Annotated in this window: 25 protein-coding genes and 1 other annotated feature; of the genes, 9 read left to right on the top strand and 16 right to left on the bottom strand. The window is 48.1% G+C overall.

Going from position 1 to position 26,095, the window contains the following annotated elements:
* Positions 1-43: 43 nt before the first annotated feature.
* The 6 genes from ADS79_RS28275 to ADS79_RS28255 all read right to left on the bottom strand — a co-directional run bounded on the left by ADS79_RS28275 (position 44) and on the right by ADS79_RS28255 (position 3,660).
* On the bottom strand, positions 44-385 hold the full coding sequence (locus tag ADS79_RS28275) for an alpha-helical endospore appendage domain-containing protein (RefSeq protein ID WP_049741785.1): 342 nt from the start codon (positions 383-385) through the stop codon (positions 44-46).
* 229 nt (positions 386-614) lie between these two features.
* The gene (locus ADS79_RS28270) at positions 615-938 is read right to left on the bottom strand and encodes an alpha-helical endospore appendage domain-containing protein (protein ID WP_049741784.1); all 324 of its coding nucleotides are present in this window, start codon (positions 936-938) and stop codon (positions 615-617) included.
* 232 nt (positions 939-1,170) lie between these two features.
* The gene (locus tag ADS79_RS36860) at positions 1,171-1,260 is read right to left on the bottom strand and encodes a hypothetical protein (RefSeq protein ID WP_476727178.1); all 90 of its coding nucleotides are present in this window, start codon (positions 1,258-1,260) and stop codon (positions 1,171-1,173) included.
* A gap of 102 nt (positions 1,261-1,362) precedes the next feature.
* Complete coding sequence (locus ADS79_RS28265) at positions 1,363-2,073, bottom strand: hypothetical protein (protein WP_049741783.1); 711 nt, start codon at positions 2,071-2,073, stop codon at positions 1,363-1,365.
* Between the two features lie 2 nt (positions 2,074-2,075).
* Positions 2,076-2,783: a glycosyltransferase family 2 protein gene (locus ADS79_RS28260; RefSeq protein ID WP_236700130.1), complete on the bottom strand. Its 708-nt coding sequence runs from the start codon at positions 2,781-2,783 to the stop codon at positions 2,076-2,078.
* Entirely contained in the window at positions 2,734-3,660 is a 927-nt protein-coding gene (locus ADS79_RS28255; protein ID WP_049742168.1) for a class I SAM-dependent methyltransferase, read from the bottom strand. The genes ADS79_RS28260 and ADS79_RS28255 overlap by 50 nt, the downstream gene beginning before the upstream one ends.
* Before the next feature lie 149 nt (positions 3,661-3,809).
* On the opposite strand from ADS79_RS28255, the gene ADS79_RS28250 reads away from it, so the two are divergent.
* Positions 3,810-4,946 carry a glycosyltransferase gene (locus tag ADS79_RS28250; RefSeq protein WP_049742167.1) on the top strand — a complete coding sequence of 379 codons (1,137 nt, stop codon included), beginning with the start codon at positions 3,810-3,812 and terminating at the stop codon, positions 4,944-4,946.
* A 161-nt stretch (positions 4,947-5,107) separates the two neighbouring features.
* Complete coding sequence (ybaK, locus tag ADS79_RS28245; RefSeq protein ID WP_049741782.1) at positions 5,108-5,590, top strand: Cys-tRNA(Pro) deacylase; 483 nt, start codon at positions 5,108-5,110, stop codon at positions 5,588-5,590.
* Between the two features lie 64 nt (positions 5,591-5,654).
* On the opposite strand, the gene ADS79_RS28240 is transcribed toward ybaK, so the two are convergent.
* The 7 genes from ADS79_RS28240 to ADS79_RS28210 all read right to left on the bottom strand — a co-directional run bounded on the left by ADS79_RS28240 (position 5,655) and on the right by ADS79_RS28210 (position 11,631).
* Positions 5,655-5,987 (bottom strand): spore coat protein, encoded by a 333-nt coding sequence (locus ADS79_RS28240; RefSeq protein ID WP_049741781.1) that lies wholly within the window; start codon positions 5,985-5,987, stop codon positions 5,655-5,657.
* Positions 5,988-6,001: 14 nt separating this feature from the next.
* Positions 6,002-6,313, bottom strand: a complete 312-nt coding sequence (locus ADS79_RS28235; RefSeq protein WP_049741780.1) for a ferritin-like domain-containing protein — start codon at positions 6,311-6,313, stop codon at positions 6,002-6,004.
* 117 nt (positions 6,314-6,430) lie between these two features.
* The gene (locus tag ADS79_RS28230) at positions 6,431-7,279 is read right to left on the bottom strand and encodes a hypothetical protein (RefSeq protein WP_049741779.1); all 849 of its coding nucleotides are present in this window, start codon (positions 7,277-7,279) and stop codon (positions 6,431-6,433) included.
* Positions 7,280-7,335: 56 nt separating this feature from the next.
* Complete coding sequence (proC, locus tag ADS79_RS28225) at positions 7,336-8,178, bottom strand: pyrroline-5-carboxylate reductase (protein ID WP_049741778.1); 843 nt, start codon at positions 8,176-8,178, stop codon at positions 7,336-7,338.
* Between the two features lie 20 nt (positions 8,179-8,198).
* Positions 8,199-9,467, bottom strand: a complete 1,269-nt coding sequence (locus ADS79_RS28220) for a glutamate-5-semialdehyde dehydrogenase (protein ID WP_049741777.1) — start codon at positions 9,465-9,467, stop codon at positions 8,199-8,201.
* Between the two features lie 55 nt (positions 9,468-9,522).
* On the bottom strand, positions 9,523-10,623 hold the full coding sequence (gene proB, locus ADS79_RS28215) for a glutamate 5-kinase (protein ID WP_049741776.1): 1,101 nt from the start codon (positions 10,621-10,623) through the stop codon (positions 9,523-9,525).
* A gap of 72 nt (positions 10,624-10,695) precedes the next feature.
* Positions 10,696-10,954 (bottom strand) — a binding site (T-box leader).
* Positions 10,955-11,010: 56 nt separating this feature from the next.
* Positions 11,011-11,631, bottom strand: coding sequence for a hypothetical protein (locus ADS79_RS28210; protein ID WP_049741775.1), 621 nt, complete (start codon positions 11,629-11,631; stop codon positions 11,011-11,013).
* A 200-nt stretch (positions 11,632-11,831) separates the two neighbouring features.
* Between ADS79_RS28210 and ADS79_RS28205 the strand changes: the two genes are divergently transcribed.
* The 7 genes from ADS79_RS28205 to ADS79_RS28175 all read left to right on the top strand — a co-directional run bounded on the left by ADS79_RS28205 (position 11,832) and on the right by ADS79_RS28175 (position 22,161).
* Complete coding sequence (locus tag ADS79_RS28205; protein ID WP_049741774.1) at positions 11,832-12,248, top strand: hypothetical protein; 417 nt, start codon at positions 11,832-11,834, stop codon at positions 12,246-12,248.
* A 202-nt stretch (positions 12,249-12,450) separates the two neighbouring features.
* Positions 12,451-13,176 (top strand): ABC transporter ATP-binding protein, encoded by a 726-nt coding sequence (locus ADS79_RS28200; RefSeq protein ID WP_049741773.1) that lies wholly within the window; start codon positions 12,451-12,453, stop codon positions 13,174-13,176.
* Positions 13,169-14,836, top strand: coding sequence for a putative ABC transporter permease subunit (locus ADS79_RS28195; protein WP_049741772.1), 1,668 nt, complete (start codon positions 13,169-13,171; stop codon positions 14,834-14,836). Before ADS79_RS28200 ends, ADS79_RS28195 begins: the two co-directional genes overlap by 8 nt.
* A gap of 258 nt (positions 14,837-15,094) precedes the next feature.
* Complete coding sequence (locus ADS79_RS28190) at positions 15,095-16,210, top strand: S-layer homology domain-containing protein (protein WP_049741771.1); 1,116 nt, start codon at positions 15,095-15,097, stop codon at positions 16,208-16,210.
* A gap of 465 nt (positions 16,211-16,675) precedes the next feature.
* Entirely contained in the window at positions 16,676-19,084 is a 2,409-nt protein-coding gene (locus tag ADS79_RS28185; RefSeq protein WP_049741770.1) for a 3-hydroxyacyl-CoA dehydrogenase/enoyl-CoA hydratase family protein, read from the top strand.
* A gap of 81 nt (positions 19,085-19,165) precedes the next feature.
* Positions 19,166-20,344, top strand: a complete 1,179-nt coding sequence (locus ADS79_RS28180) for an acetyl-CoA C-acetyltransferase (RefSeq protein ID WP_049741769.1) — start codon at positions 19,166-19,168, stop codon at positions 20,342-20,344.
* Positions 20,345-20,382: 38 nt separating this feature from the next.
* The gene (locus ADS79_RS28175) at positions 20,383-22,161 is read left to right on the top strand and encodes an acyl-CoA dehydrogenase family protein (protein WP_049741768.1); all 1,779 of its coding nucleotides are present in this window, start codon (positions 20,383-20,385) and stop codon (positions 22,159-22,161) included.
* A 40-nt stretch (positions 22,162-22,201) separates the two neighbouring features.
* Here ADS79_RS28175 and ADS79_RS28170 read toward each other — a convergent pair whose 3' ends face one another.
* The 3 genes from ADS79_RS28170 to ADS79_RS28160 are packed head-to-tail and all read right to left on the bottom strand — an operon-like array spanning position 22,202 to position 25,959.
* Positions 22,202-23,353 carry a Ger(x)C family spore germination protein gene (locus ADS79_RS28170; RefSeq protein ID WP_049741767.1) on the bottom strand — a complete coding sequence of 384 codons (1,152 nt, stop codon included), beginning with the start codon at positions 23,351-23,353 and terminating at the stop codon, positions 22,202-22,204.
* Between the two features lies 1 nt (position 23,354).
* Positions 23,355-24,884, bottom strand: coding sequence for a spore germination protein (locus tag ADS79_RS28165; RefSeq protein WP_049741766.1), 1,530 nt, complete (start codon positions 24,882-24,884; stop codon positions 23,355-23,357).
* Complete coding sequence (locus tag ADS79_RS28160; protein ID WP_084766104.1) at positions 24,871-25,959, bottom strand: endospore germination permease; 1,089 nt, start codon at positions 25,957-25,959, stop codon at positions 24,871-24,873. Before ADS79_RS28160 ends, ADS79_RS28165 begins: the two co-directional genes overlap by 14 nt.
* Between the last annotated feature and the right edge of the window lie 136 nt (positions 25,960-26,095).

Below are 26,095 nucleotides of genomic sequence, written 5' to 3'. Positions count from 1 at the left end.
AAATAATGATTCGCCGGAAACCAGTTCCGAATAGCGGGGCGGTTTACTCCTCGTAGCAGGGGAGGTCAGGTAAATCAGGCAAGTCTTCATCATGATGGTCTTGCATATGCTCCAGCTTGATGACGTCCTCCAGCTTGAACTGTAACAGCATTTCTGTCTTGATCACATTGCGAAGCATTCGTTCTACGCTATTGTTCAAGGCTAGTGCATCGGAGAGTGAAAGGCAGTGATCCTTCACCATTTTTTGAATCTTTTCCCCTTCGGCATTGATGATGTGAGAAAGTCCGATTTCCTCCAGAGCAATCGAGGTCAAGAGTAAATTCAATACCTCTCTGCGCTTCAGAATGATTTCAGGTGTTATATTAGGGACCGTGGGCATTGACATAGGTATCTACATCCTTTGCTTGTGTGATTTGTCGTACGTACAAGAAAGACTTGCCCAAAGGCGATCTGTTTCCCATATTTGCATAGGACGCCTTTGGACAAGTACATAACCAGGTCCTTTAAAACGATTTGATTGTCATAGAATCGCGTAACTGTGATGAAATATATAAACTGTAAAAGTCCTCGCAGTACATGTTATGTAACCGCGATCGGAATATGACACCTACATACTAATCTTCGTCAAAAGTAGAGACAGTAGGTATAATGCTCAGTACATTTTCCAGCTTGAACTGTAAGAGCATTTCTTTTTTGATGACATCTTGCATCGTTCTACGAACACTGCTGTTAATGGTCAGAATATCAGGAATGGTTGGCACGACTCCTGGCCTTACTTCTAATGTCCCTACCACAAACTGAATTTTTTCAGCCTCAGCATTCAAAATATGCGCCAAAGCGAGTTCCTCCAGTGCGATAGAAGCCAACAGCAAGGAAATGGATTGTTCGATGGTAACCGAAATCGTAGGTGTAATGTTAGGAATTGTCGGTTGAGACATAAGATCACCTCTTTGAAGTATTTGGTTCTTTGGGCATTCTTCGCATCAAACGGTGACTTCGAAAGGCTGTCAGCGTGAACAATTCCCTCCCCTCTTTATTCACTACGGTAAGTGTATGCGTAGGTTTATGTCCTACTGAACCGCTATTTGTACGATGCCCGCGAGCATTGTCGAAACTCGAAAAAGTCCGGGATGTATACACGCCCGGACCTTTGTCTTGCTACTTATTCGATTAGGAAGAACGGATTTGAGGGAGAAGATTATTTACGATATTATCCAGCTTAAATTGCAAGAGCATTTCTTTTTTGATGGCGTCCTGCATGGTCAGGCGGACACTGTCATTGATGAGGAGGAGGTCGGAGATTGGATCAGGATATGAAGATTGGGCGATTGTGGTGCTTGTTTAGAAGGGGATGGGGTTCATCTAGTTGGCGTGAGTGTCGGTTTTTGTCCCGGCGAGCTTCACTAATACCCACCGTCGATCTCCTGAGATCTCTCTGAAAACCTCTTCGTACCGATAGATTTGGCCCAGATCGACAAGAAATGGATAATGATCAAAATCATCCACAAGGATCAGTGCGTCCGGCTTGAGTACATCAGAGAACAAAGGATAGGCGAGTGAGCGTCCGTTGCCGTGAGGGCCGTCAACGATCATGACGTCAATGGAGTGAGCGGGTATGGATAGTTGGTCGAGATCGGAATAAAACGCATGCCGGATGGAAAACAGGTCAGCCTGGCTCTCGGGAACAAGCTGTCCGATGGATGACCACCGTTCCTTGCTCTGTTTGGGATGATCGAAGACCTTTTTCCATTCCTCGTCAGTAATTTGCTTCAAGGAGCTGCTGACCAGAGTTAGATGTGGAGTATCAACCAGACTTTCCTTGAGTTCCTTTGCCCGGATGGGGTGGTGTTCCAAAATTGTGGCATGAACCGGCAGAAGCTCAAGCTCGCCAAGTGATTTCCAGAACAGGGCGGAGTCACCCCCACCCAATTGAAGAACCTTACACATCTCATTCTCTACATAGATGTTTCGGCATACATGAACGAGGGCTTGTTTACTCAACGTCAGGGAGTTGAATCTCCAGTGATTGCAATTGGACTGCTGCAGTGCTTTTTCAATATCACGCATGATCATGCTCATTCCACCCATTCAATAAGATTGGGATGTTCATCCAATATAGATTCATATTGTTCCCTCCACCCATACTTGGCATCGGGATCGAGGAACTGATAACGATTGTATTTGTTTTGTCTATCTTCTTTCCGTGCCCAACCAAAGTGTTTGACACGTGCTGGGTGGCACATGTATGAAAAATGGTTGATCGAGAGCGGAAATCTGCCACAGTGCTGGGGTGTTTCCTTCCATATATATGGAAAGTTTGGACGATACCTGACCATAAAGGGACGATAAATTTGATGGGCACTCCAATATTGATCTTCCCGATAATGGGTGGGGCTCCACATATCATACAGACGGAAATAAATCGCCTCGTATGTATGCTGTTCCACGATCTCCTGAGCCTTTGAGGCAAAGGAGGCATCCATAAATTCGTCAGCATCCAGATTCAAAATCCATCCAGGGTCAGTTAGAATCGTTTCTTCCCACTGCTGCTTGCGCAAGGTCACCTCGTTGGAAAATTGGGAGGTCGTGTTTTTTACCAGATGGAGAGGAATGCCGTGGAGAACTTCTTTACAAATGTCTACGGTGTTGTCGATACTGCCATCATCGATGATGACAGCGGCATCAATGAAGTCTTTGTGTGCTTCCAGCGCACTTTTGAGGTAGCGATCGCCTTCATTTTTCACAACCATGGAAAGAGTCAGCTTGGGTTTCTTCATCTGCATTGTTCACCTCCTGCTCATTCATGGTCGTATTCTGGGATTGTTGTGTGGCTATACAAAAAATCTCGTGGCCTTGGAAGGCTGACTGGAGCATTACGGACAGCCTCATAATATCCGTAAGAGGTAAATCGGTTAGACCGGTTATTTTTTGCAAATGGCTCTCAAGACGATTCGTTTCTTCTCGCGAAAAGATGGTGAGAACTTGCCAGGCGCCTTGTTGGAGAAGAGATTGTAGATTGTTTCGCGAGTAATGGAAGAGATGATCGCTTTCTGTATACAACGGAGAGTAAACCCCGAGTAGTTCATTCGTGAAAGATTTTTTGTTCGGAACACTGAAGAGGATTTTTCCTCCGGGCTTTAAAAACTCCTTCAATTCTTCAAGGTATTGTTTCGGATTAGAAATATGCTCGAGAACATGCCAAAAGACGATGGCATCGAAGCTCCCTTTCAGTTCTTCATCGAGAACGGAGGCGTCCCATAAGGAATGAATCAGTTGTAATCCATACCGATCATGGGCGTATGCACAAGACGCAGGAGAGGGCTCTACACCGATCACCTGCCAGCCTGCCTCACGAGCCAGGTACAACATTTCCCCTGTCCCTGGTCCAATCTCCAATAGCTTTCCTTTTGCCGGACACCACATCTCGAGCAGTAAAATGTTGAAAATCGCATGTTCCGTAAAAGTTTTCTTAGCGTATTGATTCCGCATGGCAACCCAATCCGCATCGTATATGTCAGTAACGATCTCAATAGCATTGAGTTGATCGAGATGTGGCCTAAAAACGAGGTCACAATCTTTACACGAGATGAGCGAAAAGCTCGGATACTCGTGAAAAAGCTCAATCTGAACACTGTGGCATAATGGACAAGATTCATGCATGTTGAACATCCCTGCCTTCTTTATGAATATCCGCCACTAACTACCTATGCCATGTGGAAATGAAAGGTTCTGTAAACAGGAGCCATTCATATAGTAAAGGGGGATTTGGTATACCAATCTCATTGCTGGTGGAAAAGGGGATGAAAATGATGTCCGAGTCACCCAAAATTTCCTTGTGCATGATCGTCAAAAACGAAGAAGAGTGCATTCGCAAATGCCTGGATAGCTTGAAGAATCTAGTGGACGAAATGATTATTGTAGATACCGGTTCTACTGACCAAACTATAGAAATATGTGAGTCGTTCGGTGCTACTGTATATGCGTATGAATGGCGGGATAATTTCGCTGAAGCGCGGAACTTCGGATTGGAAAAAGCAACAGGGGAATGGATTCTGTGGATGGATGCAGATGAAGAAATGGATGGAGAAGACATTGTACGATTAAAAGAGCTGCTTCGCAATAAAGAGGAGTCACTTTTTTATATTCAATTAATCAATTATGTTGGAGATGAAAAAAATGAAGACGATGCTTTTCATATCGCTCACTCGCGTTTGTTTCGCAATGGGATCGGTTTTCGTTTCCAGTTTCCCATTCATGAAACGCTCAACGTAGAAGAAGTTCTCCCTACTCTGACAGAGGATCGCCACATTCAAATTTTGCCGATACGGATTTATCATTACGGCTATATGAATGAATTTACCGGCAGGAAGAAGAAGTTCGAACGCAATATTCAATTGCTGATGAAAGAGCTGGATAAAGAGGGCCACTCCCCCTGGATCGAGTATCATCTCGCAAGTGAATTTTCACGTATTCAGGAGCATGAGAAAACGTTCAAGTTCGTGAACCTGTCGATCATCGGCTTCATCGAAAACAGCATGCTGCCCCCCTCACTCCTATACAAGCTGAAATACTCCACGTTAATCTCGATGGGAAGCATAGAGGGAGCGTGGCCAGGGATCGAAAAAGCAATTGCACTCTATCCTGACTATGTTGACTTGCATCTGTATAAAGGGATCATTCACTATTTAAAAAAGGAATACAAACAAGCATTGAAAACATTCGATCACTGTCTGGAGATGGGGGATGACAACATTCGCCATCTGACCTTGAAGGGATCGGGTAGCTTCCACGCCTGGTATTACAAGGGGTTGTGTTACGAAGGGATGGGCCAGATCGATGAGGCGAAAACAGCCTACCAGACGTCGCTGTCCATGGCAGGAAAGTACGAACCTCCCAAGGTTGCCCTAGAAAATCTGAGTGAGGCTTCACAGGAGACGAATACGTAATCGCAAACAGATGGTGAGGAATCGGCCGTTTACGTCTAGGGCTCAGGCGTAACGGCTTTTTACTATTGGGCTGATGAAGGCTCTGGCATCAAGCCACTTTTTCCATTACGATAAAAGGAAGAAACTGATTGGTACGCACCTCTACCACCAAGGAGTAGAATATGAAACAGACAAAAACCAATGCAATGCGCATCTTGGAAAAAGAAAAAATCGCATACACGATGCTGACCTATAGCACCGATGACGGAAAAATCGATGGCGTCTCAGTCGCACATAAGATCGGGAGAGAAGAGAGCATCGTCTATAAAACCTTGGTTGCCCAAGGTACAAGCAAGGGCTACTATGTGTTTGTCATTCCAGTGGAGGCTGAGCTTGACCTGAAGAAAGCGGCAAAAGCGGTGAGTGAAAAGAAGATCGAAATGATTCCGGTAAAAGACATAACCGCAGTCACGGGATACATCCGGGGCGGCTGCTCGCCGATTGGCATGAAGAAATTGTTTCCGACCCGTGTAGATGAAACCGCGAGATCACTGGACACCATAATTGTGAGCGGGGGAAGCATCGGGGTACAGATTGAAACGACACCAGCGAATCTGATTCAGGCGACAAAAGCGCAGTTTGCGGATATTGCCAAATTTGAATAGGTGTGCAAAAGAAAGGGCAACCCAAACGGGACGCCCTCTTTTTTGTAAGGTACAGCCGTTTTGATCAATGGTAAGGAAACTGAGTCGAGTAGCCACTGAATTGCTGATAGGCTTGCTGCAGCTGTTGCTGCTCCGCCGCCTCAAGCTTGTACCAGCCCTTTTGGAACATGAGGTTATAGGCATCGCGTGCGCCTTGATGCGTTTCATTTAAAATCTGCATCATATCGGCATGGAGCTTTTGGTGACTCGCTTCACGCACTGCGACGTTGTAGTTGTCTGTCAGTAATTTGCAGGTCGCCAGGCAATCGTTGAGGTAGTCCCTGTCGTTCATCTGCGGGCCTTTTACCTGTGGCAGCTGTCCTGATTGCGGGTTTGCGATTTGATTTTGATTTGGCATCCGATTTTCCTCCCCTACTGCATCTGTGGTTGCTGCTGTTGCTGGGATTGCGTCTGCGGAAGAGTGGACATAACGGCTGTGTTGTTGTTTTGCAGGTGAGTGAGCAGCTTTTGGTAGTGCTGCTGGTGCATTTGCCCGGCTTTTTCTAAAGCCTGCTTAACCTCAGGATCAGTCGCCTGCTGGGCAAAAGCATGTAGCTTTTTAAACGCGATCAGCTCCCAAGACAATGCGTCTTTGAGATAGCTCAAATCCTTAGAGGTAATGACCTGTGGCGGCTCTGGAATCGGTGCTTTTGAGAAAGGTGCGGAAGACATAAGGGTTGGCATCGTATTGCTCCTTTCAGTTGGGATACAACTTATAGGATGGGCAACCGACCATGAAATATCCTTGGTGGAAAACAGGCAAAAAAAGAACCGACTGATCCATCAGCCGGTAATGTGCATTTATGTGTTATTGGTAGTGGCAGTCACATCAGCTGTAGCAGCCGTAGTGAACTCCAGTGCAGCGATTTGAATATCGATGCTGGCTGGAGCGATGTTCAGACAATAGCTGGTTTCTTTATACAAAGCCAGCTGGATCTCCTGCACTAACATGTGAATATCACTTCTATAAGGAAGCTTGAGCGCTAATGTGATGTGGAGTCGAGGCAAGTCATCGAATGTAAAGACAGTTTTGATCACTTGCCCTACCTCGACGAAGTTGCTGCAGGTGGCCTGAACGATCTTTCGCAGCACCTGTGGATGGATTTGAATTCGTCCGCCAGAAAAAGGCGGGTGAACCACCGTCGACTCACCAATGACTTCTTTTTTTGAGCTGAAAATTTGCTGGGCAGAAGCAATTAGACGCTGTAAAAAGTCTTTTTCCACCTCTACGCGCGGAATCGGGATGACGTGTCTTCCCATCGTTTGGCGAACATACTGAGCAGCTTCAATTTCCTGCTGAGGCTTGATTGACTCAATCGGAATATATTCGACTGTATTCGGCAGCTTCAGTGCCTCCACGATTCGCTCAATCATCCGCATCGACGTACCCAAAATGAGGAGCCGGCCGGGTTGAACCTGCTCGATGCTCCGTTTTACTTCCGCAGCGTGCTCCTTATAATGAAAAATGGCACGTTTGACCGCCTGGATTTTCGTTTTTTCATACTTGGCAGAGGTACCGGCTATTTTACGCCCTTCGTATATAAGAATGCCGTCGTCAATGATAGCATCGATATTCATGCGATGAGCCAGCTCAAGTGCACTTGAGCTTTTCCCTGTTCCACTGGTTCCGTACAAGGCGTAGATTTCCATGGTAACCTCCCTTGTGTTTTCCCTCCATTATACACGAGAGGGAGAGGGGGAAAAAGCTAGTGGTATTGTGCCCCCATTTCTCGGGAGCGCTCTGATGCACGCAATATGGCTGCAGTCACTCCTTGCTGGAATTGATAGGCTTCCAAAACCTCCAGCCCGGCTTGTGTCGTTCCGCCTGGACTGGTTACTTGCTTGCGCAAAATGGCTGGATCTGCACGCGTTTCGAGCAGCATCTGAGCGGCACCAATAACGGTTTGGAGGGTAAGCTGACGCGCCATTTCCCGATCCAGTCCAGCTGTCGCACCTGCAGCCATCATGGCTTCTACGAGGTAGTAAATATAGGCAGGACCGCTGCCAGATAATCCAGTAATGATATCGAGCTCCTCTTCGGCAACGGTGTAGACGGTGCCGATGGCTTCAAAGAGACAAGTAGCCTGCTGGAGCTGTTCTTCTGTAACAAAAGGATTCGCGGCAAGACCAGTAGCAGAAAGTCCCACGGCCGATGAAGTATTGGGCATCGTCCGCACGATCGGGCAATTTACACCGAGCCATTCACCGATCAGAGTGGTGGAGACGCCAGCGACGACGGAAATGACCAACTGACCAGTGTGAACAACTCCACGCAGCTCCCGGAGCGCTTCCTGTGCATCCTTTGGCTTAATCGCCAAAATCAAAATGTCTGAAGAACGGGCCACCTCCAGCTTATCCTGTGTATATTGCACACCGTAGGAATCAGCTAGCTCCTTCAGACGCTCCCGATTATTACGATTGGAGACAAGCAGCCGATCTGTAGAGAGTAGCCCTTTTTTGAGGATACCTGACAGCATGGCTTCTACGATGGAGCCAGCGCCGAGAAATCCGATCCGTCCTGCCATACAAAGTTTGTCTTGATTGCTCATTGATGTTCCCTCCTTTTGGACTATCGGATTTGCCCGGTTCCACGGACGACATATTTATAGGAAGTAAGAGCAGGCAAGCCCATTGGACCACGGGCATGAAGCTTTTGTGTACTGATGCCGATCTCTGCACCGAAACCGAATTCTCCACCGTCAGTGAAGCGAGTGGATGCATTGTGATAAACAGTAGTCGAGTCGACTGTTGCCAGAAAACGCGAGGCAGACTCTGCGTCTTCTGTAAGAATAGCTTCGGAATGACCCGTGCTATGCTCAGCAATATGGTTGATGGCATCTGCCAAACTATCTACAATGCGGACGGCCAAGATCAGATCGGAGAATTCAGCGTCCCAATCAGCCTTGGAAGCTGCTTGCAGCTGGGCAGCGAGATCAGAATGCAGTGCTCTCGTTTGCTCGCAAGCTCTGATTTCTACACCTGATTCGATTAATTGCTTGAGTAGATCGTTTTGATGTGCAAGCGGCCAGTCGCGGTGTAAAAGCAATGTCTCAGCAGCGTTGCATACAGCCGGTCTGCTCGTTTTGGCATTGATGACGATTGCCTTCGTCATCTCATATTGAGCTGTTTGATCCACGAAAATGTGGCAGTTTCCGACGCCCGTTTCCAGGACGGGAACACTCGACAGCTGCAGAACTCGATTAATCAAGCCTGCGCCACCTCGAGGAATAATGACATCGATGAGTCCATTTGCCGTACATAAAATATCAACGGAAGCATGCTCAGCAAAAGGGAGATACTGCACTGCCTCCGGAGTAATACCAGCGTTAGCGAGGCCGGCCCGAATGCTTTTGACCAGGGCCAGATTACTCGAAACGGCACTGTGGCTGCCGCGAAGTACGGTGGCATTGCCCGTTTTCAGCGCAATGGCAGCAGCGTCAATCGTCACATTGGGGCGGGCTTCGTAAACCATTCCGATGACACCGAGCGGGACACGTACTTGCTCGATTGCCAAGCCATTGGGCCGGGTCCATTGCTCGAGTTTTTGTCCGACCGGATCTTCGAGCGAAATAAGCTGCTGCAAACCATCAACCAAATCGCGTATCCGGGCAGGTGTTAGTCGCAGTCGATCGAGATAGGAGGCAGGCTGACCATCCGCTTCGGCCCGAGCCAAATCCTGTTCATTTGCAGTTAAAATGTCATCGGCATCAACCTGCAGCTGTTCTGCGATAGCTGCCAATGCCGAATCCTTTGCGCGACGATCCTGCAAAGCCATTTGACGTGACGCCTTTTTTGCCAAAGTAATTTGTCCCAGCACTTTTTCCTTTAAGCTTTCCATGATCTCCCCAGCTCCTTTATTTTTTGTCTATTTTTTATTTGGTGAAGCTTGTTTCTTACGTAATCTGTGTCCAGTGATCGCGATGGATTACAGTGCCGCTGTGTCGCGTTGATCCTGCAGGTAAGAGAAGCTCTGCCAAATCGGCTGCATCATATCTGCTCACACCGCGTCCAATCAAGGCGCCGTCACAATATACCTCGACGACATCTCCCGGGGAAAACGTACCGTCTACGCCTCTCACGCCAGCAAGCAGAAGGCTGCGACGTTTTTCAAGAATAGCTTCAGCCGCACCGCTATCGATGGAGATGGAGCCACGAATCGGGGAGTGGAGAGCGATCCATTGCTTACGGGTCGGTAGCCCTGTTGTGGCAGGTGCTTCAGGTTGATAGCTGACATAGGTTCCATTGCCGTTGCCTTGTACTATCTCGAGTAGATCAGAAGGTTGCTCCAATTTTCCGATAAAGCTTGGTATCCCGAGACCCTGTGCTGTCTTCGCTGCGATCAGTTTGGAGCGCATACCGCCAGTTCCCAGCTGGGATGCTCCCCCCGCGAGCGCTTCGATTTCCTCGGTTACCTGAGGGAGCCATGCAATGCGTGTGGCATCAGGGTGATTGCGCGGGTCCTTGTCGTATAGTCCGTTCGTATCCGTGAGAATCAGGTACAGGTCTGCATGGACCAAACCTGCAACCAATGCACCTAGCATGTCATTATCGCCAAAGGTAAGCTCTGCGACCGAAACCGTATCGTTTTCATTGATGATTGGCAAAATGTTTTTATCCAGCAGGAGGGACAAGGTTTGAAAGGCGTGCTGGTAACGCTCCCGGTTGGAAAAGTCACCGCGCGTCAAAAGAATTTGGGCGACACCGAAGCGGTGAGCGGCAAACAGCTGTGTGTAGGTTTGCATTAGCAAGCTTTGACCGATTGCAGCAGAAGCTTGCTTGGCAGCCAGCGTACGCGGTCGCTGTTTGTACCCCAGGCTTTGATAGCCGCTGGCGACTGCTCCTGATGAAACCAGCACAACCTGATGACCTGCTTCCCGCAGTTGACTCACAGCGTTGACGAGCAGAGACATCTTGGCTGGGTCAACACCACCACTTGGAGCTGCCAGAGAACTGCTCCCAACTTTTACGACCAACCGCATTTTACCCTTCTTCATGACCGAACCTCCTGTATCCAGACCATTATCGTGCATATTCAAAAACACGCAAAAAAGCCCTTTCGTCTCTTTGATAAGGACGAAAGGGCATCATGACCTCCGCGGTACCACCTTATTTGACGTCAGTGACCTGAAGCAAGCAAATTGCATGATCAGGGACAAAAGACATCCGGCTCTCTTTCTTTGATAACAGGTGAAAGAAACCTGTCCAGGTCTTCCCTGGATGCTCTGGGGTGGGTTCAAACTGATTCAAGGGCGAAACCTTTCAGCCGGTGGATTTCGCTCTCTGAGCCTGAAGGGCAGTTTTACTGTTCCCCGTCATTGCCGATCACTATGTGCTTATTAATTCAATATTATTTGCTGGTCCTTCACAAAATGTCAAGAGAATTATTGAAAATTTTCGCTGCCGTATGTCCCATTCCGCGATTTAATCTCATAGCGCTTCGTTTTTTTATCGCGGACGAGATGGTAGCGGATCGTGCGGTCTGAAACAACGGTAGCATCGGCAGCATTTTCAACAGTCACGTTTAAATCGCCATTCAGCTTTTGCACATTTGTGTTTCGGACCGAAATCATAGCGGGATAATCCGTATGTGGGAGTGAAACATATACTTTATCTTTTACCAGCTTGGTAGACATGTTGTCGTATAAGGCTTCGGCGAGCGGTTTGCTCCAGAAGCGGGAGAAGTAGCCAACGATTTTATCCTTGCTGTCAAAGCGTTTGGGTAATTCGCGATAGCTCAGACTATCCTCGTGAACGGTTTTGCCTTTGGCATTTTCCAGTGCCGAATAATATACTTCCTCCAGTGCATGCTCAGCTCGATTTAAAAACAGCACAACCTCCATTTTGTTATCGCCAAGCTTCTGTAGGGCAGTTTGCTTCGGGGGCTTGCTCTGCGCTTTGGCCTTTTCTTTTTCTTTCGCTTTCTCCTCGTTCGAGGGCGAATTACAGCCCGTCACGAGCAGGGATAGGGTTAGGAGAAATATCCAGTTTTTCCATTTGAACATAATTGCACCGCCTCTTTTGGACACAGCCGTTTTCAAGTAGCGTGTGTGGGGGAGGGGGCAAATAGCCATGTAAATATTTCCCTGACGCAATCTGGTCACGGATTCTCGCAAAAAGGAAACAGGATGGGGGTTGTGTCCGTTCTCAATTATGTCTATCATGGAGAGAGTTATGCAGATCGAATAATTGAGGTGGAAAATATATGTTTGGTTTTGGAAAAAAGGCAAATAAATTGGATGGCATTGATGTATTGATCATTAAGACGGTAGAAGCAAAAAACCGCAATTTTTATCAGGTCGTGTTTCCAAGTGTCCTGGCGAATGATATTCTCTCCATGCTGCAGAAATTGGAAAAATCCAAAATGAACCAGCAGGAGTTTTTGGGAGAAATCGGTGGCTTCCGCATCGTGACTCATTTAGAAGCGATGACGAATATTGATATTCTGGATGATGCGGATTTAGAAGCACGTCCTGTACACATTGAGGATTTCGCCAATATTTTGTTGCGCCGCCTTGAGCACTTGGAGGAATCAGGGAAAATGGAAGAGTCAGAAGATATGGCGTTTATCATGGGCGAGCTGACTATGCTGCGTGACGGTAGCTACGTCCCACAAAATTAATCAATCAGAATGGTGGCTGAAAGAAATAGCCGCCGAATTGCCAAAAAGCCGTGGGATTCCCTGCGGCTTTTTCTGTGAACAACGTCTCTGAATGACCGGCGTTACTTATTTCCATTTTGCACTGGACGCAACCTTTTGTAGGAGCAGCACGTATTAGAAGTGTGTGGAATTGGCTGGAAAATGGGCAACAGGAGGGGCAGAGATGATTGAATTAACGGGTGTAACGAAAAGCTATAACAACACGATAAAAGCGGTCGATAATGTCAGTCTGACCATACCGAAAGGCGAGATTTTTGGATTTCTCGGTCCGAATGGAGCTGGCAAGACGACTACGATCAAAATGATTACAGGCATTATTCGTCCAAATGCAGGACAGATCAAAATCAACGGCAAAGACATTGCGACTGACACACTCGAAGCCAAGCGGCAGTTCGGCTACGTCCCTGATAGTCCCGATATGTTCCTGCGGTTAAAGGGCTTGGAGTATGTCAGCTTCATGGCAGATATTTACGAGGTGCCGCGGGAGGTTCGCTCAGCACGAATCCTGCAGCTGGCACAGCGTTTTGATATGACGAATGCGCTAGGAGATACCATTCAGAGCTATTCACATGGGATGCGCCAAAAAATTATGATCATGGGCGTATTGGTACATCATCCGGAGGTTTGGATTTTGGATGAGCCGCTCACCGGATTAGACCCGAGATCCTCGTATACGTTGAAAGAGATGATGCGCGAACATGCGGATAGCGGCAGAACCGTGTTTTTTTCTACGCATGTACTGGAAGTGGCCGAAAAGCTGTGTGATCGGGTGGCCATTATCAATAGGGGACAAATCTTGTTCTGCGGCACCTTTGCCGAGATGCAGCAGCATTTTCAATCGAACGTTTCACTGGAAAGCCTGTTCCTGGAGTTGACGAAGCATGAATAAAATTTTGCTTCTCTCTAAAATCATGATTAAAAATGCCGGTTCAACGTGGGGAAACAAAAAAGGGGCTGGCTGGAAAAGCTTTCTTATTCTGTTTGCCATCGGAATCGGACTATTGCCGCTCATGTCAGTAGGCGTCATGTTTATCGCAGGACTATACGACGGGCTGGCCATGATTGGACAGCAAGGAGCACTGCTTGGTCTGGGAGTAGCGATTGCTTCTCTCGCCATCCTTGTACTCGGGATTGTATACGTGCTCTCGGTCTTTTACTACTCACAGGATGTCGAGCATATGCTTCCCCTGCCGCTTGCACCATGGCATATTCTCGGGGCCAAATTTCTCGTCGCACTGTTCTATGAGTATTTGACGGCGCTCGTGTTTTTCGGACCGTTACTTATCACCTATGGTGTCAAAAGCGGAGGCGGAGTCCTCTACTATCTCTTTGCTCTGATCATTTTTTTGATCGTGCCTATTTTTCCACTCGTGCTGTCTGCCCTCGTGGTCATGCTGTTTATGCGTTATACCAATGTTGGGAAAAGTAAGGACCGTTTCCGGTTAATCGGGGGATTCGCAGCGATTGCGGTAGCGATCGGTTTTCAAGCCGTCATTCAGCGACAGACGAGCGGCAAAATGGACAATATCGAGCAAATGCAGCAAATGATCGTGAGCGGAGAGAATGTTCTGCTGGGTCTGGTCACACAGCTGTTCCCAGCAAGCAAGCTGGCAGCTTTGGCGTTAATGGGCAGTGACAGCGTAAGTGGCTTCGGTTATTTGGTAGCCTTTGCGTTCTTAGCTGCCGCTAGTGTTGCCGTCTTTTTCTACGCAGGAAATCGCCTCTATTTTCCTGGAGTCATGGGAATCGGAGAAGCAATGGCCAAGCGGAAAAAGGTGGATGAATCGGCTTTTCAGAAGCTCGTCCAGCCCCGTTCGGCACTCATCGCGTACGGACTCAAGGAATGGAAGATCCTTTGGCGTACCCCTGCTTTTTTGATGAACTGCACGCTGTCCAGTATTCTATTGCCGGTGATCGCATTGATCCCGCTGCTTAGCCGTCAGGATAGCGGAGAAATGCTGTCTTCGCTCAGTGCACAGATGCAGGGGGGCGAGATAGGTGGAATTCCGATCGCGATTGCATGTGCCGCATTCATGATGATGGCGGGCGCGAATAGTACCTCGGTGACCGCTATTACCCGAGATGGCCAAGGCTTTTTCTTAAACAAAAGCTTCCCGATTGCTTATCCGAAGATCCTGATTGCCAAATTAATGCCCGGAATCTTATTGAGTATGGTCAGTATGCTGCTGTTGCTGGCAGAAGCAGGATGGCTCTTGCAGCTTTCACCGCTCTTTGTCCTCTACTGCATACTGGTTGGGATTCCTGGAATCATCTTCATCAATCTGTTCGGGATCATGGTTGACCTGAACATGCCAAAGCTCGGCTGGAGCTCAGAGCAGGAAGCTGTAAAGCAAAATCTCAATCCGTTGTTCACGCTGATTTTAAGTGCCCTGGCAGGTGGGCTTACCATCGTAGGCGTGTATGTGGTAAGTGGTTCTATGATGATTGTAGGTCTAGGTCTCTTTGCGCTATTTGTAATTCTGGATTTCATTTTTTACCGCATACTCGTGACCAAGGGACCAGTCTGGATTGAAAAAATCGAAGCCTGATTATAGCCTGAAAAAACAAGCCGCTCTTGCTCTGGGAGTGGCTTTTTTCCATTTGAGGAAAAAGTGTAAAAAAATACGACCAGATTCCCGATACAAGAGGTAGCTAGGTCTCAAGCAGGAAGACCTGCGTAGAGCCAACCATTTCACAGTCTATCTTCTATGGAATTCGTGTCATATACTCATATTCGGAGAAAGAAACCGAATCGATTGGAGATGGTAGTGGCGAAATAGATAGAAAGAAGGGAGTACGAACAAGTCATGATGAAGCGTGTTGTCGTTTGTTTTCTCATGGCTCTGCTGCTTGTACAGAGCGCTTTTACAGGCAATGCGAGTGCAGCTGTTATGTTCACAGACACTAGGGGACACTGGGCAGAACAGCAAATTAACGAATTGGCTGAGCTAGGCATTCTGAAGGGGAGAGGCTACATACCCTTTCATCCAAACAAACCGGTAACACGTGGGGAAGCTTTGGCTCTCATGAATCGTGTCTTTGAAACAGTCTATGGACGAGTAGAGAAGACCGAGAGAAAACTGAATCTGGATTCCCGCTACTTGCTGCGCCAAGAGGCTGAGCAGCTCCTGACCAACATGCGCACCATGCTGCAAAACGAGACGGGGCTTGTGAGCAAGTTTGATCCGGGGGATCGGATGCTGTACTATCTCTACCTCGCAGACAACTATCAATTGATGAAGAAGCAAGAAAAAGAAAACTATGATTGGTGGATGTCCAGTGAGGCGCTGCAGCACTCGCTGTCCAGAGAGGAAGCCAGCTTGTTGTTGTTCCATTTGATGATGCCGCAAAAATTCAGAACGGCGAATATTAAGCCACAGGATGCTCCGGCATATTTCACCAGTTTTTACGAATGGAAGCAGGACAGCTTTTACCGCGATACATATTCACCATACGCGCTAGCCATTCGCGAATTCAATTTCTTTCTCGCAGAAAAGAACTTCGAACCGCAAAGAGTAATGACGAGGGCAGAATTTGCCGTTGTCATGAAGAGGCTGTATGACTATTTCGTAAGAGATGCATCCGGTCAATTCAAGGCAACAGTAAACAATAAACAGAGAATTGCAAAGGTGTATTTGCGAGCGGCAAGTCTGGCGTATGAAGCCAACGACCAAGCCAAGCTGTCAACTTTGTTTACACCAGAAGCACTCAAGGTCTTGAATGGCTTGCCACATCGACCTGCGTTTACGAATCATGGAAACCTAACAGTAAAAATAGATGAGAACAACAAATTAAAGCTATGGGTAACCGGACAATATCAGGATACAAAGAACGGCAAATACCAGCTAGAGTATTTGTTCGAGCCGGATAATTCCAATGCCTATGGTCAAAAAATTACGAACATCATCTACACTGAAAAATAAGCTGGGTGTTCCAGGAAAAAAGCATCTGACAAACAGATGCTTTTTTCCATGTGCGTCACAAGCTGAATCATTTTATTTGGGAAGGTAATTCAGAAGAAAGGAATAAGTGGTGATTGCAAGTGACAGAATATTCGATTACAATAAAAACTGAACGGTGATTCAGTTTGAACAAACATCTCATCGACGTAATGAACGGCCTTTACGCGGGATGTCCTTTTTTAATCCCGATAATGAATGAGTATTCATTCAATACAAGACATGAGCTGTGTTTTACAGGAATATCTATGGAAGAGTAGAAGTTATAAAAATACTCTGCTAGTCTGAAAATTGGGTATTGTTTAAAAGGCTTGGCAATCCCAGGCTTTCTCATACAGATAGGGATGTAGAAATTCCTATCCAGTATAAGTGCAGCTGTGGCTTCACCAAAAGCTCGGTAAAGCCAGGCATTCTGAGGAGGATAAGTAGATGGAGCGCAAAATTCGCAAAGCAGCCGTTCTAGGTTCTGGCGTGATGGGGGCGGGGATCGCCGCACACCTGGCAAACGTGGGCATTCCTACTTTATTGCTGGATATCGTGCCACGTGAATTGACAGAAGACGAGAGCAAAAAAGGTCTGACTCTGGCAGATTCGGTAGTCAAAAACCGCATTGCGCAAACGGGAAAAGATCGGTTGTTAAAGGAAAAGCCAGCCCCGCTCTACGATAAAAAGAACATTGACCTGATTACCGTTGGCAATTTTGATGACCATCTCCCGCTTCTATCAGACGTGGATTGGATTATTGAAGTCGTTGTCGAAAATCTCGAAGTCAAGAAGCTGGTATTTGCCCAGATTGAAGCCCATCGCAAGCCCGGAACAATCGTCACTTCCAACACATCAGGTGTTTCGATTAATGAAATGGCCGAAGGAAGATCCGAGGATTTCCGCAAGCACTTCCTGGGTACGCATTTCTTTAATCCTCCTCGCTACCTAAAGCTGCTTGAGATTATTCCAAGCCGTGATACTGATCCGGCAGTTGTTTCATTTATGAGTGATTTTGGCGAGCATGTTCTCGGAAAAGGGACTGTGCTGTGCAAGGATACGCCTAACTTTATTGCCAATCGCATCGGTACATATGGACTTCAAGTATCGATCCATGTCATGCAGCGCATCGGTTTGGGTGTTGATGAAGTCGATGCATTGACTGGTCCTGTGATTGGTCGTCCAAAAAGCGCTACCTTCCGTACCCTGGATGTAGTCGGTCTGGACACGTATGTACACGTAGCTGGAAACGTCAGAAACAAGAGCGCGGATGAACAGGAAAAGGCCATCTTTGAAGTACCAGCGTTTGTACTGCAAATGGTCGAAAAACGGATGATCGGGCAAAAGGCAGGCCAAGGCTTTTTCAAGCAAGTCAAATCTGCCCAAGGCAAAGAAATTTTAGCGTTGGATACCCAAACACTGGAATACCGTCCGAGTGTCAAAGCCAAGTTTGCCTCCCTCGATGCAGCCAAAACAGCCAAGACGCTGCCTGAGAAGCTGAAGGCACTCGCGTACGGCAAGGACAAAGGCAGCGAGTTTGTCTGGAGTGTCCTGAAAAAAGTGCTGTTGTACTCAGCAGATAAAGTCCATGAGATTGCAGATGACCTCGTCGCAGTCGATCAGGCGATGAAATGGGGCTTTGGCTGGGAGCTGGGGCCATTTGAGACATGGGATGCGATCGGTGTAGAAAAATCCGTTGCACGTATGCGCGAAGAGGGCGAGACGATTCCTGCTCTCGTGGAAGAGCTGCTCGCAAGCGGCAAAACCTCCTTTTATGAGAAAAAGGAAGGATGTACCGCGGTCTTTTCCGTCGGCGGTGTCTATAAAAACGTAGAAGAAAAAAAGGAACGGATCAACCTGGCTGCACTGAAGGAGCAAGGAAAGCTGATTCGCAAAAACGCGGGAGCTGCCTTGATTGATCTGGGCGATGGAGTAGCGTGTCTGGAATTTACTTCACCACATAATGCGCTGGGCATGGATTTGCTGCAAATGGCCCATGTAGCGGCAGAAGAAGTGCAGAAAAACTTTGTGGGTCTGGTTATCGGCAATCAGGGCAAAAACTTTTGCGTCGGTATGAATTTGGCAATGGCGCTCATGGAAGCACAGGACGAAAACTGGCTGGAGCTGGACCTTCTCGTAACCAATTTCCACAAGGCAGCAAAAGCGCTGCGCTACTTGCATCGTCCTGTCGTGGCAGCACCGTTTGGCATGACGCTTGGGGGAGGGGTAGAAGTCCTCTATCTGGCTGACCGCGTGCAGGCATCTGTCGAAACCTATCTCGGACTTGTCGAGGTGGGCGTAGGACTTTTGCCAGGCGGGGGAGGAACCAAGGAAATGCTGTTCCGCGCCATGGAGAATCTGCCTGATACCGGCAGTGTGCCTGTCGATTCGTTCCCATTGGTTGCCAAGGCATTTGAGACGATTGCCATGGCAAAGGTATCAACGAGTGGTCAGGAAGCCATCGATCTCGGCTATTTGCGACAGACAGACCGGATCAGTATCAACCCGGATCATCTGTTGTACGACGCGAAGCAGCTCGTGCTGTCCATGGACAAAGAAGGCTATACGCCTCCAGCTCCGCGCAAAATCAAGGTCATCGGGGAAACCGGCTTCGCGAATCTGTCTCAAAATGTGTACGCGATGAAAAAGAGCGGCTACATCTCTGATCATGACGAGCTGATTGCAAACAAGATCGCTTATGTCATGTCTGGTGGAGACCTGCCAGCGGGTACAGAAGTGACAGAGGAATACATTTTAGGGCTGGAAAAGCAGGCATTTCTTGAGCTGCTCAAAACGCCAAAAACACAGCAACGTATGCAGCATATGCTGACCAAAAACAAGCCTTTGCGCAACTAACTCAAATAGAAGCTGGGTTATCCTGCTTTCTAAATAGAGGGAAGTAGACGGAGTTTCGCCAGTGAGAAGGAGGCAAAAAACATGAGAGAAGCCGTAATCGTCGCAGGAGCACGGACCGCGGTCGGCAGAGCAAAGCGAGGCAGTCTGAAGGACGTTCATCCGGTAGATATGGGAGCCGCTGTTGTACGTGATCTGCTAAGACGAGTTCCACAGCTGGACCCGGCACAGATCGAGGATGTCATCATGGGAACGGCTGTACCAGAAGCCGAGCAAGGGATGAATATGGCACGTCTGGTAGGACTTCGTGCCGGACTGCCCTCTAGTGTTGCGGGTATCACGATTAACCGTTTTTGTTCATCAGGCTTGCAAACCATTGCGTACGCCGCACAGCAAATCATGGTCGGAAGCTCGGATGTGCTTGTGGCCGGCGGAGTGGAAAGCATGAGCCTGCTTCCAATGGTAGGACACAAGGTCGCGCTCAACCCGACGCTCGTAAAAACGATGCCAGAAGCGTACATGGGTATGGGGCATACCGCAGAAGAAGTGGCGAAGCGCTATGATGTGACGAGAGAGGCGCAGGACGCGTTTGCCTTGACGAGCCACCAGCGAGCGGTTGCCGCGATTGCAGCAGGCAAGTTCCAGGAGGAAATCGTTCCTGTGACCGTAAAGCAGCATTCCTTTGACACAGAAGGCAAGCTGCAGGTGAAGGAGCGCATATTTGATACAGACGAGGGCGCACGCGCTGATACGACTATGGAGGCTCTAGCGAAGCTCCGTCCTGTGTTTCATGTGCAAGGCAGTGTGACCGCAGGAAACTCCTCGCAAACAAGTGATGGGGCAGCGGCTGTCCTCGTGATGTCCGCGGAAAAGGCGGCAGAGCTCGGCGTCACGCCAATCGCTATATTCCGTTCTTTCAGTGTAGGCGGGGTAGACCCTGATGTCATGGGAATTGGCCCGATTGTGGCTGTACCGAAAGCACTGAAGCTGGCAGGGATCGGGATTGAGGATGTAGATTTGTTCGAGCTGAACGAAGCATTCGCTTCCCAGGCAATCGCTGTTATTCGAGAGCTGGGGCTGGACCCGGAAAAAGTGAACGTCAATGGTGGTGCGATTGCGATGGGCCACCCGATGGGATGCACAGGTGCTAAACTGACGATCTCGATCTTGAACGAGCTGAAGAGACGGGGTGGCAAGTACGGGGTCGTTACGATGTGTGTAGGTGGAGGCATGGGGGCCGCCGGTGTTTTTGAATTGATCTAAGCAAGTACGTCCATTTTTGTATAAGGAGAGGGTTTGCGATGGCAGATACGAAAGAATTGATCCGTGGTGGTAGCTTTTTGATTGATGCTGGTTCGGCTGAGGATATGTTTGTGCCAGAGGACTTCAGTGATGAGCATAAAATGATTGCCAAGACAACCGAGGAGTTTATCGTAAACGAAGTGCGCCCTCACCTGGAAGAGATCGAAAACCATCAGTTTGATATTTCCGTTCGTTTGCTGAAAGAAGCAGGTGAGCTGGGCTTGCTCGCAGGCGATGTGCCAGAAAAATACGACGGACTCGGCCTCGATAAAATAAGTACGGCTCTCGTCACAGAGAAATTTTCGCTCTCTCGCGGTTTTGCCCTCAGTTACGGAGCACATGTGGGCATCGGTTCACTGCCGATTGTGTATTTCGGTACAGACGATCAAAAACAGCGCTATTTGCCTGATCTCGCATCAGGAAAACGACTGGCAGCCTATTGTCTGACTGAGCCGGGCTCAGGCTCTGATGCCTTGGGTGCCAAGACAACCGCGACCTTATCCGAAGATGGAACGCACTATCTCCTGAACGGGGAGAAGCAATGGATCACCAATGCTGGCTTTGCGGATGTATTTATCGTTTACGCCAAGATCGATGGCGACAAGTTCAGCGCCTTTATCGTAGAGCGCACCTTCCCGGGCATTTCGTTTGGTCCGGAAGAGAAAAAGATGGGGATCAAGGGCTCGTCTACGCGCACGGTCATTCTGGAGGATGTACAGGTGCCTGTAGAAAACTTGTTGGGCGAGCCGGGACGCGGGCATGTCATCGCCTTCAACATTTTAAACGTCGGTCGCTACAAGCTGGCAGTAGGGGCAGTTGGCTCTGCGAAACGGGCTTTGGAAATTGCGACGAATTACGCCAAGGAGCGGAAGCAGTTCAAAACACCACTCGCCAATTTCACGCTGATCAAAAGCAAGCTGGCAAACATGGCGATCAAAACCTACGCGGCGGAAAGCTCGGTATATCGCACCGTAGGTCTGTTCGATACGGCACTGAATCGACTGGGAGAAAAGGCCGATGATGGAGCAGAAGTAGCCAAAGCAATCGCAGACTACGCAATCGAGTGCTCAATTAACAAAGTATTTGCGACGGAAGTATTGGATTATTGCGTGGATGAAGGCGTGCAAATCCACGGTGGCTACGGCTTCATGTCGGAATATGAGATCGAAAACATGTATCGGGATTCCCGCATTAATCGGATTTTCGAAGGAACCAATGAGATCAACCGTCTGCTGATTCCTGATACGCTCGTGAAAAAAGCGATGAAAGGCGAGCTGCCGCTGATGCAGGCAGCCGCAAGTCTCCAGGAAGAGCTGATGAGCTACTATCCGCAGGAAATCGAGGATGCGCCGCTAGCAGCCGAGAAGCATTTGATTGACATGACCCGCAAAATCATCCTGATGGTTGCAGGCTCTGCGCTGATGAAATACCAGCAGGCGATTTCCAAGGAACAGGAGCTCCTGGCATTTTCGGCAGACATGCTGATCGAGCTGTATGCAATGGATAGCGTCGTGAAGCGCACAGAGCGGGCGATTGCGGCTACTGGACTAGAGAGTGCACAGCAAAAGCTGGAAATGACGACAGTTTATGTTCAGGAAGCATTCGATCGTGTTGAAGGCTGGGCGAAGGAAGCGTTGGCTGCGATGGAAGAGGGCGACGATCTGCGACTGCGATTGTCCATTTTGAAAAAGCTGACGCGCCATACGCCAATCAATACGGTTCAGCTCAAGCGTTCTATCGCAGACCGTGTCATCGCTGCTGGAGAGTACGCTGTATAAGTAGAGAGCATGGAAAAGAGCAGAGAATCCTCTCTGCTCTTTACTGTTTTTGCCTGACTTTTGCCATGCCGCCATTCTTTAACTTTACTTGGATGTTGACGGTATCGAGCGAGTCTGATGTGAGTGGCAATGTACGATTTTTTGCGAGGCGCTTCCATTCCTGCGGATATTTTCGATAGAGACTATGCCCCAGAGCAAGCGTATCAATTTGCTGCTTGAATCCGCGCTCATACACTCCTCTGATCTCTGCTTCGATTTTTTTGGCTGCAGCCTTTTCCAATGCCTCCACGGGTCCCTTTTGAATAATTTGCGTAATATAGCCAGTCACCTGCACATCAATTCGAAAAAGGGGGTGCCCCTTCTTGAAAAATGGAGTCAGTCTTACCCTTGGCTTTTCCAGAATCAGTAATGCTTGACCTTTGTCGTCACTTTTCACGCTGATTAATGTACGGTTGGTATCTTTATTTAACCAGCGAAGCCCAATCAAATCAGAACGTGGCCAACAAGACTTCATTTCCTTGTTTTGGAAGATGCAGGCACCACTTCCTTTGAGCTTGGGCAACATCTTTTTGTCCTCGCTCCAGACTGTTTGATTGGTCGTCAGCATGGGAAGATACACCACGCCATTTGACTCTGAGCGTCTCGCGAGGAATTGGAAAAGCTGAATCGGCTCCATCACGGAATTTTGCGGGTAGAGATCCTGCGGGTCCTCCAATTGCGAATAGATGAGCGGGCGACTAAAGAGCTGCTTTGCATTGAAAATGTCCATGATGGGCTCTTGTGTCGCGAAAGACCACAGTGTATAGCGAAACTCGTAAAACCGATTGATTTCATCAATAACCTGATTGAAAACCTTGCTATTCAGAGCGCGTACGTGAAACAAAATGGCACGTACATGGCTCCATGTCAACTGCTGCTGAGAGGTGGGATACAGCTTGAATAACGCATTGACGACAGTGTCTCCCGTTGCCTTGGCGACGATGGATGTCGTGTTTTCCCTTTGTCCTCCAGCTTCCTGCTTGGCAATGGTGGAGAAGCTGAGTACTTGTGCATAGACAACGATTTGATCATCGACATAATCGAAGCCGAGAGCATTGATGTAAATCAGGTTTTCAATTTGCCTCGCGTTCCAGCATCCACTGACCAGTACGCTGATCGCGAGTAACACGGCAATCAGGCGCAAGCGTTTCATGTTAGGTCCCCTTTTTCTTTTCAGAAGGATTCGCGAGCATCTGCGGTTTATTCTCCGCTTTTCGCCATGGCGTGCGGAATAAGATCTTGAGCAGATCAGACCACATGGTTGGGGCGACAGGCGCCAAATAGTACAACCCAAAGGAACGCATGTTGGAGAAATATAAGAGTGTCGCAATCAGCGAAATCATAAAGCCGAACATGCCGAGCAACGAGCAAACGAGAAAAATACCGATTCGCAGGAGGGTGACTGTCCCCACCATATGCTGATTCGTCAAGGTAAAGGTAGCCATGACGGAAAGAGCCACGATGACCAGACTCCCGGAAGAGGTTAAGCCTGCGGCAATCGCAGCTTGACCGACAATCAGACCACCGACGACTGAGAGGGTTTGCCCGATCGCCAGAGGTAATCGTAATCCTGCCTCTTTAAACAGCTCGAATAAAAGAACCATGAGCAGGACCTCAAGTGCCGCTGGCAATGGAACCCCCTGTCTGGATTTGACGATGGTAGCAATCAACGTATAAGGAAGCTGCTCTTGATGATAAATGACCAAGGCAATCCAAAAACCGGGCAAAAACAACGCAATGAAGACGCAGGTGAGGCGAAGCATACGTACAAAAGCAATGGAAAACAGAGAGGTGTTAGTATCCTCTGCTGCGTTTAAGAGCATAAAAAAGTTGGCAGGTCCGATCAAGGCTGTCGGGGAGCCATCAATGAGCAGTGCAAAACGTCCCTTCAGAAGAGCACTGACCACGTAATCAGGTCTGCCTGTGTACTGATATTCCGGTAAAAGCGTTAACGGAGTGCGGGCGAGCTTTTCTTCAATCTGCAGACCGCTGACAATTCCTTTGCTGTCCAGTGAGGAAATTCGCCCACTGATTTGCTGAACGAGCTGCGGGTCAATTTGATCCTTGAGATACAACAGTCCGATGTTTGTATGCGTATGGGTTCCGACGATGTAAGGAGTATATTTGAGCTGATATGTTTTTAAACGTTTACGGATGAGAGCGAGATTCGTAGTCAATTCTTCCGTAAATCCATCCCGGGGGCCGCGAATCGATACGTCGGTATTTGATTCTTCCGGGTCTCTTTGCGGTGGATTGGAGGTTTGGATGAAATAGACGGTTTGAAAGCTTTCAAACAGGAGCAGAAGATGACCGGCAAACACTTCTCGACATATCAGATTCACATTTTTCGGCTCAACGAGTTCGTTCATAAAAAACAGTCGCTTTTCACTCAGATCATACGCAGTATGAATTTCTTCGTTCTGAAACAAATGGACAAGCTGGGGCATCAAATATTCGCTGATGCGATCCAGATCACAGATTCCACCCGCATAAATCAAATGAACGCGCAAAGGTTGCGGGGGAACACGCAGCGTATGCGCCTCGATCGTAACGTCATGACAGCCGTCAAACAAAGCTTCGAAGGCTTCTACACGGAGTGTGTCCAGTTCTTCTGTATCATCTGTAGGAGAGGTAAGAGGGGAAGCTATCAGACCTTTTACCCGCGAAAATCTACGATTCTTCATAGCGACCTCTCCTTTCTGCGAAGGCTGTCAGCAGCATGAGCACAATAGACAGAAATAGAGCAACGGAAAGCAAGGCTGGCAAGATGTACTGGGAGAGCAAGCTGTAAAAGGAAATGTCACTGTTTGGCCAAATGGAAATGGCCGTCGCACAAAGAAATAATCCGCATAAAACCCAAAATCGCTTCCGTCCGTTATCGATCATAAACAACTCGGTAATCAGAAACAGAGAGAGCGAAATACGTGTGAACGCACCGCTAAACCATTGATAAATACTCAAAAAATCCAAGTGCTCAATATAAATTCCGATATTGGCGAGGCGCCATTCCTCATAGGCGGGGTAGCGCAAATTGGCAGCTACTACGGGTCCGAATTCTATGACGGCACCAATCGTTGGACCAATTGTCAGCCCGACGATAGCGATTGCGAGCAGCAGAAGCCGGATATACGGAACAGTTGATGAAAGATGGTGCTTCAGGAGCAAGAAAATAATGAGCTCAGCAAACCCGGTCCCAGCATACGCCATTCCTTTGGCAACCGGTCCAAAGCCATTTTCCATGATAGGCAATAGCAAACTGTAATCCTTGTGCTGAAAGTTGGTGGCCATAACGAAAAATCCCAAAATCACGACAAACGGCAACAGGACACTGGACGTCATGGCAATCGAGCGGATACCAAGAACGGCATTCATAAAGCAAAGGACGGCAAACAAAATCGTATGTACGAACAGGGGTGTCATAGGTGCAAAAGACAAATTGATCCAGGTGACTGTATCCGTCAAGGTAACAGTAGCATTAGTAAAGCAATAGGCAGCAGTCAAAAGCGCGATCAATAAGTAAATTCCCGAGCCATACGTTTTTTTGACCCAGAGCAGGAGATTCTCCTGCCTTGTTTTTTTGTAGACGAAGTAGATGAGAACCGTCCAGAGCAGGTATAGAGCACCCGCAAAAATGACGGATAACCAGGAATCTCTCTTGGCTACATCGAGAATTAAAGGAATGACGATGACATGATTGATCAGTCCATTACTCAGCATCAAGATAAAAACGATTTGAGTAAACGATATTCCAGTTTTCATGTTCTCTCCAACCTGTTCCAGTTCTCCTGTCAGTATTTGCATTTTGTCTTGAACTATGCGCGAGTCAAACGGTTCGTCTATTCATGCATAAAGTTGGAAGCGATCACCAACGCTAACGAGACAAACCAAAAGCTGC

Origin of the sequence: Brevibacillus reuszeri (assembly GCF_001187725.1) — a bacterium.
Lineage (GTDB): Bacteria > Bacillota > Bacilli > Brevibacillales > Brevibacillaceae > Brevibacillus > Brevibacillus reuszeri.
Note: the sequence above shows the minus strand (reverse complement) of the source record. Positions and strands in the feature narration are given on the sequence as shown.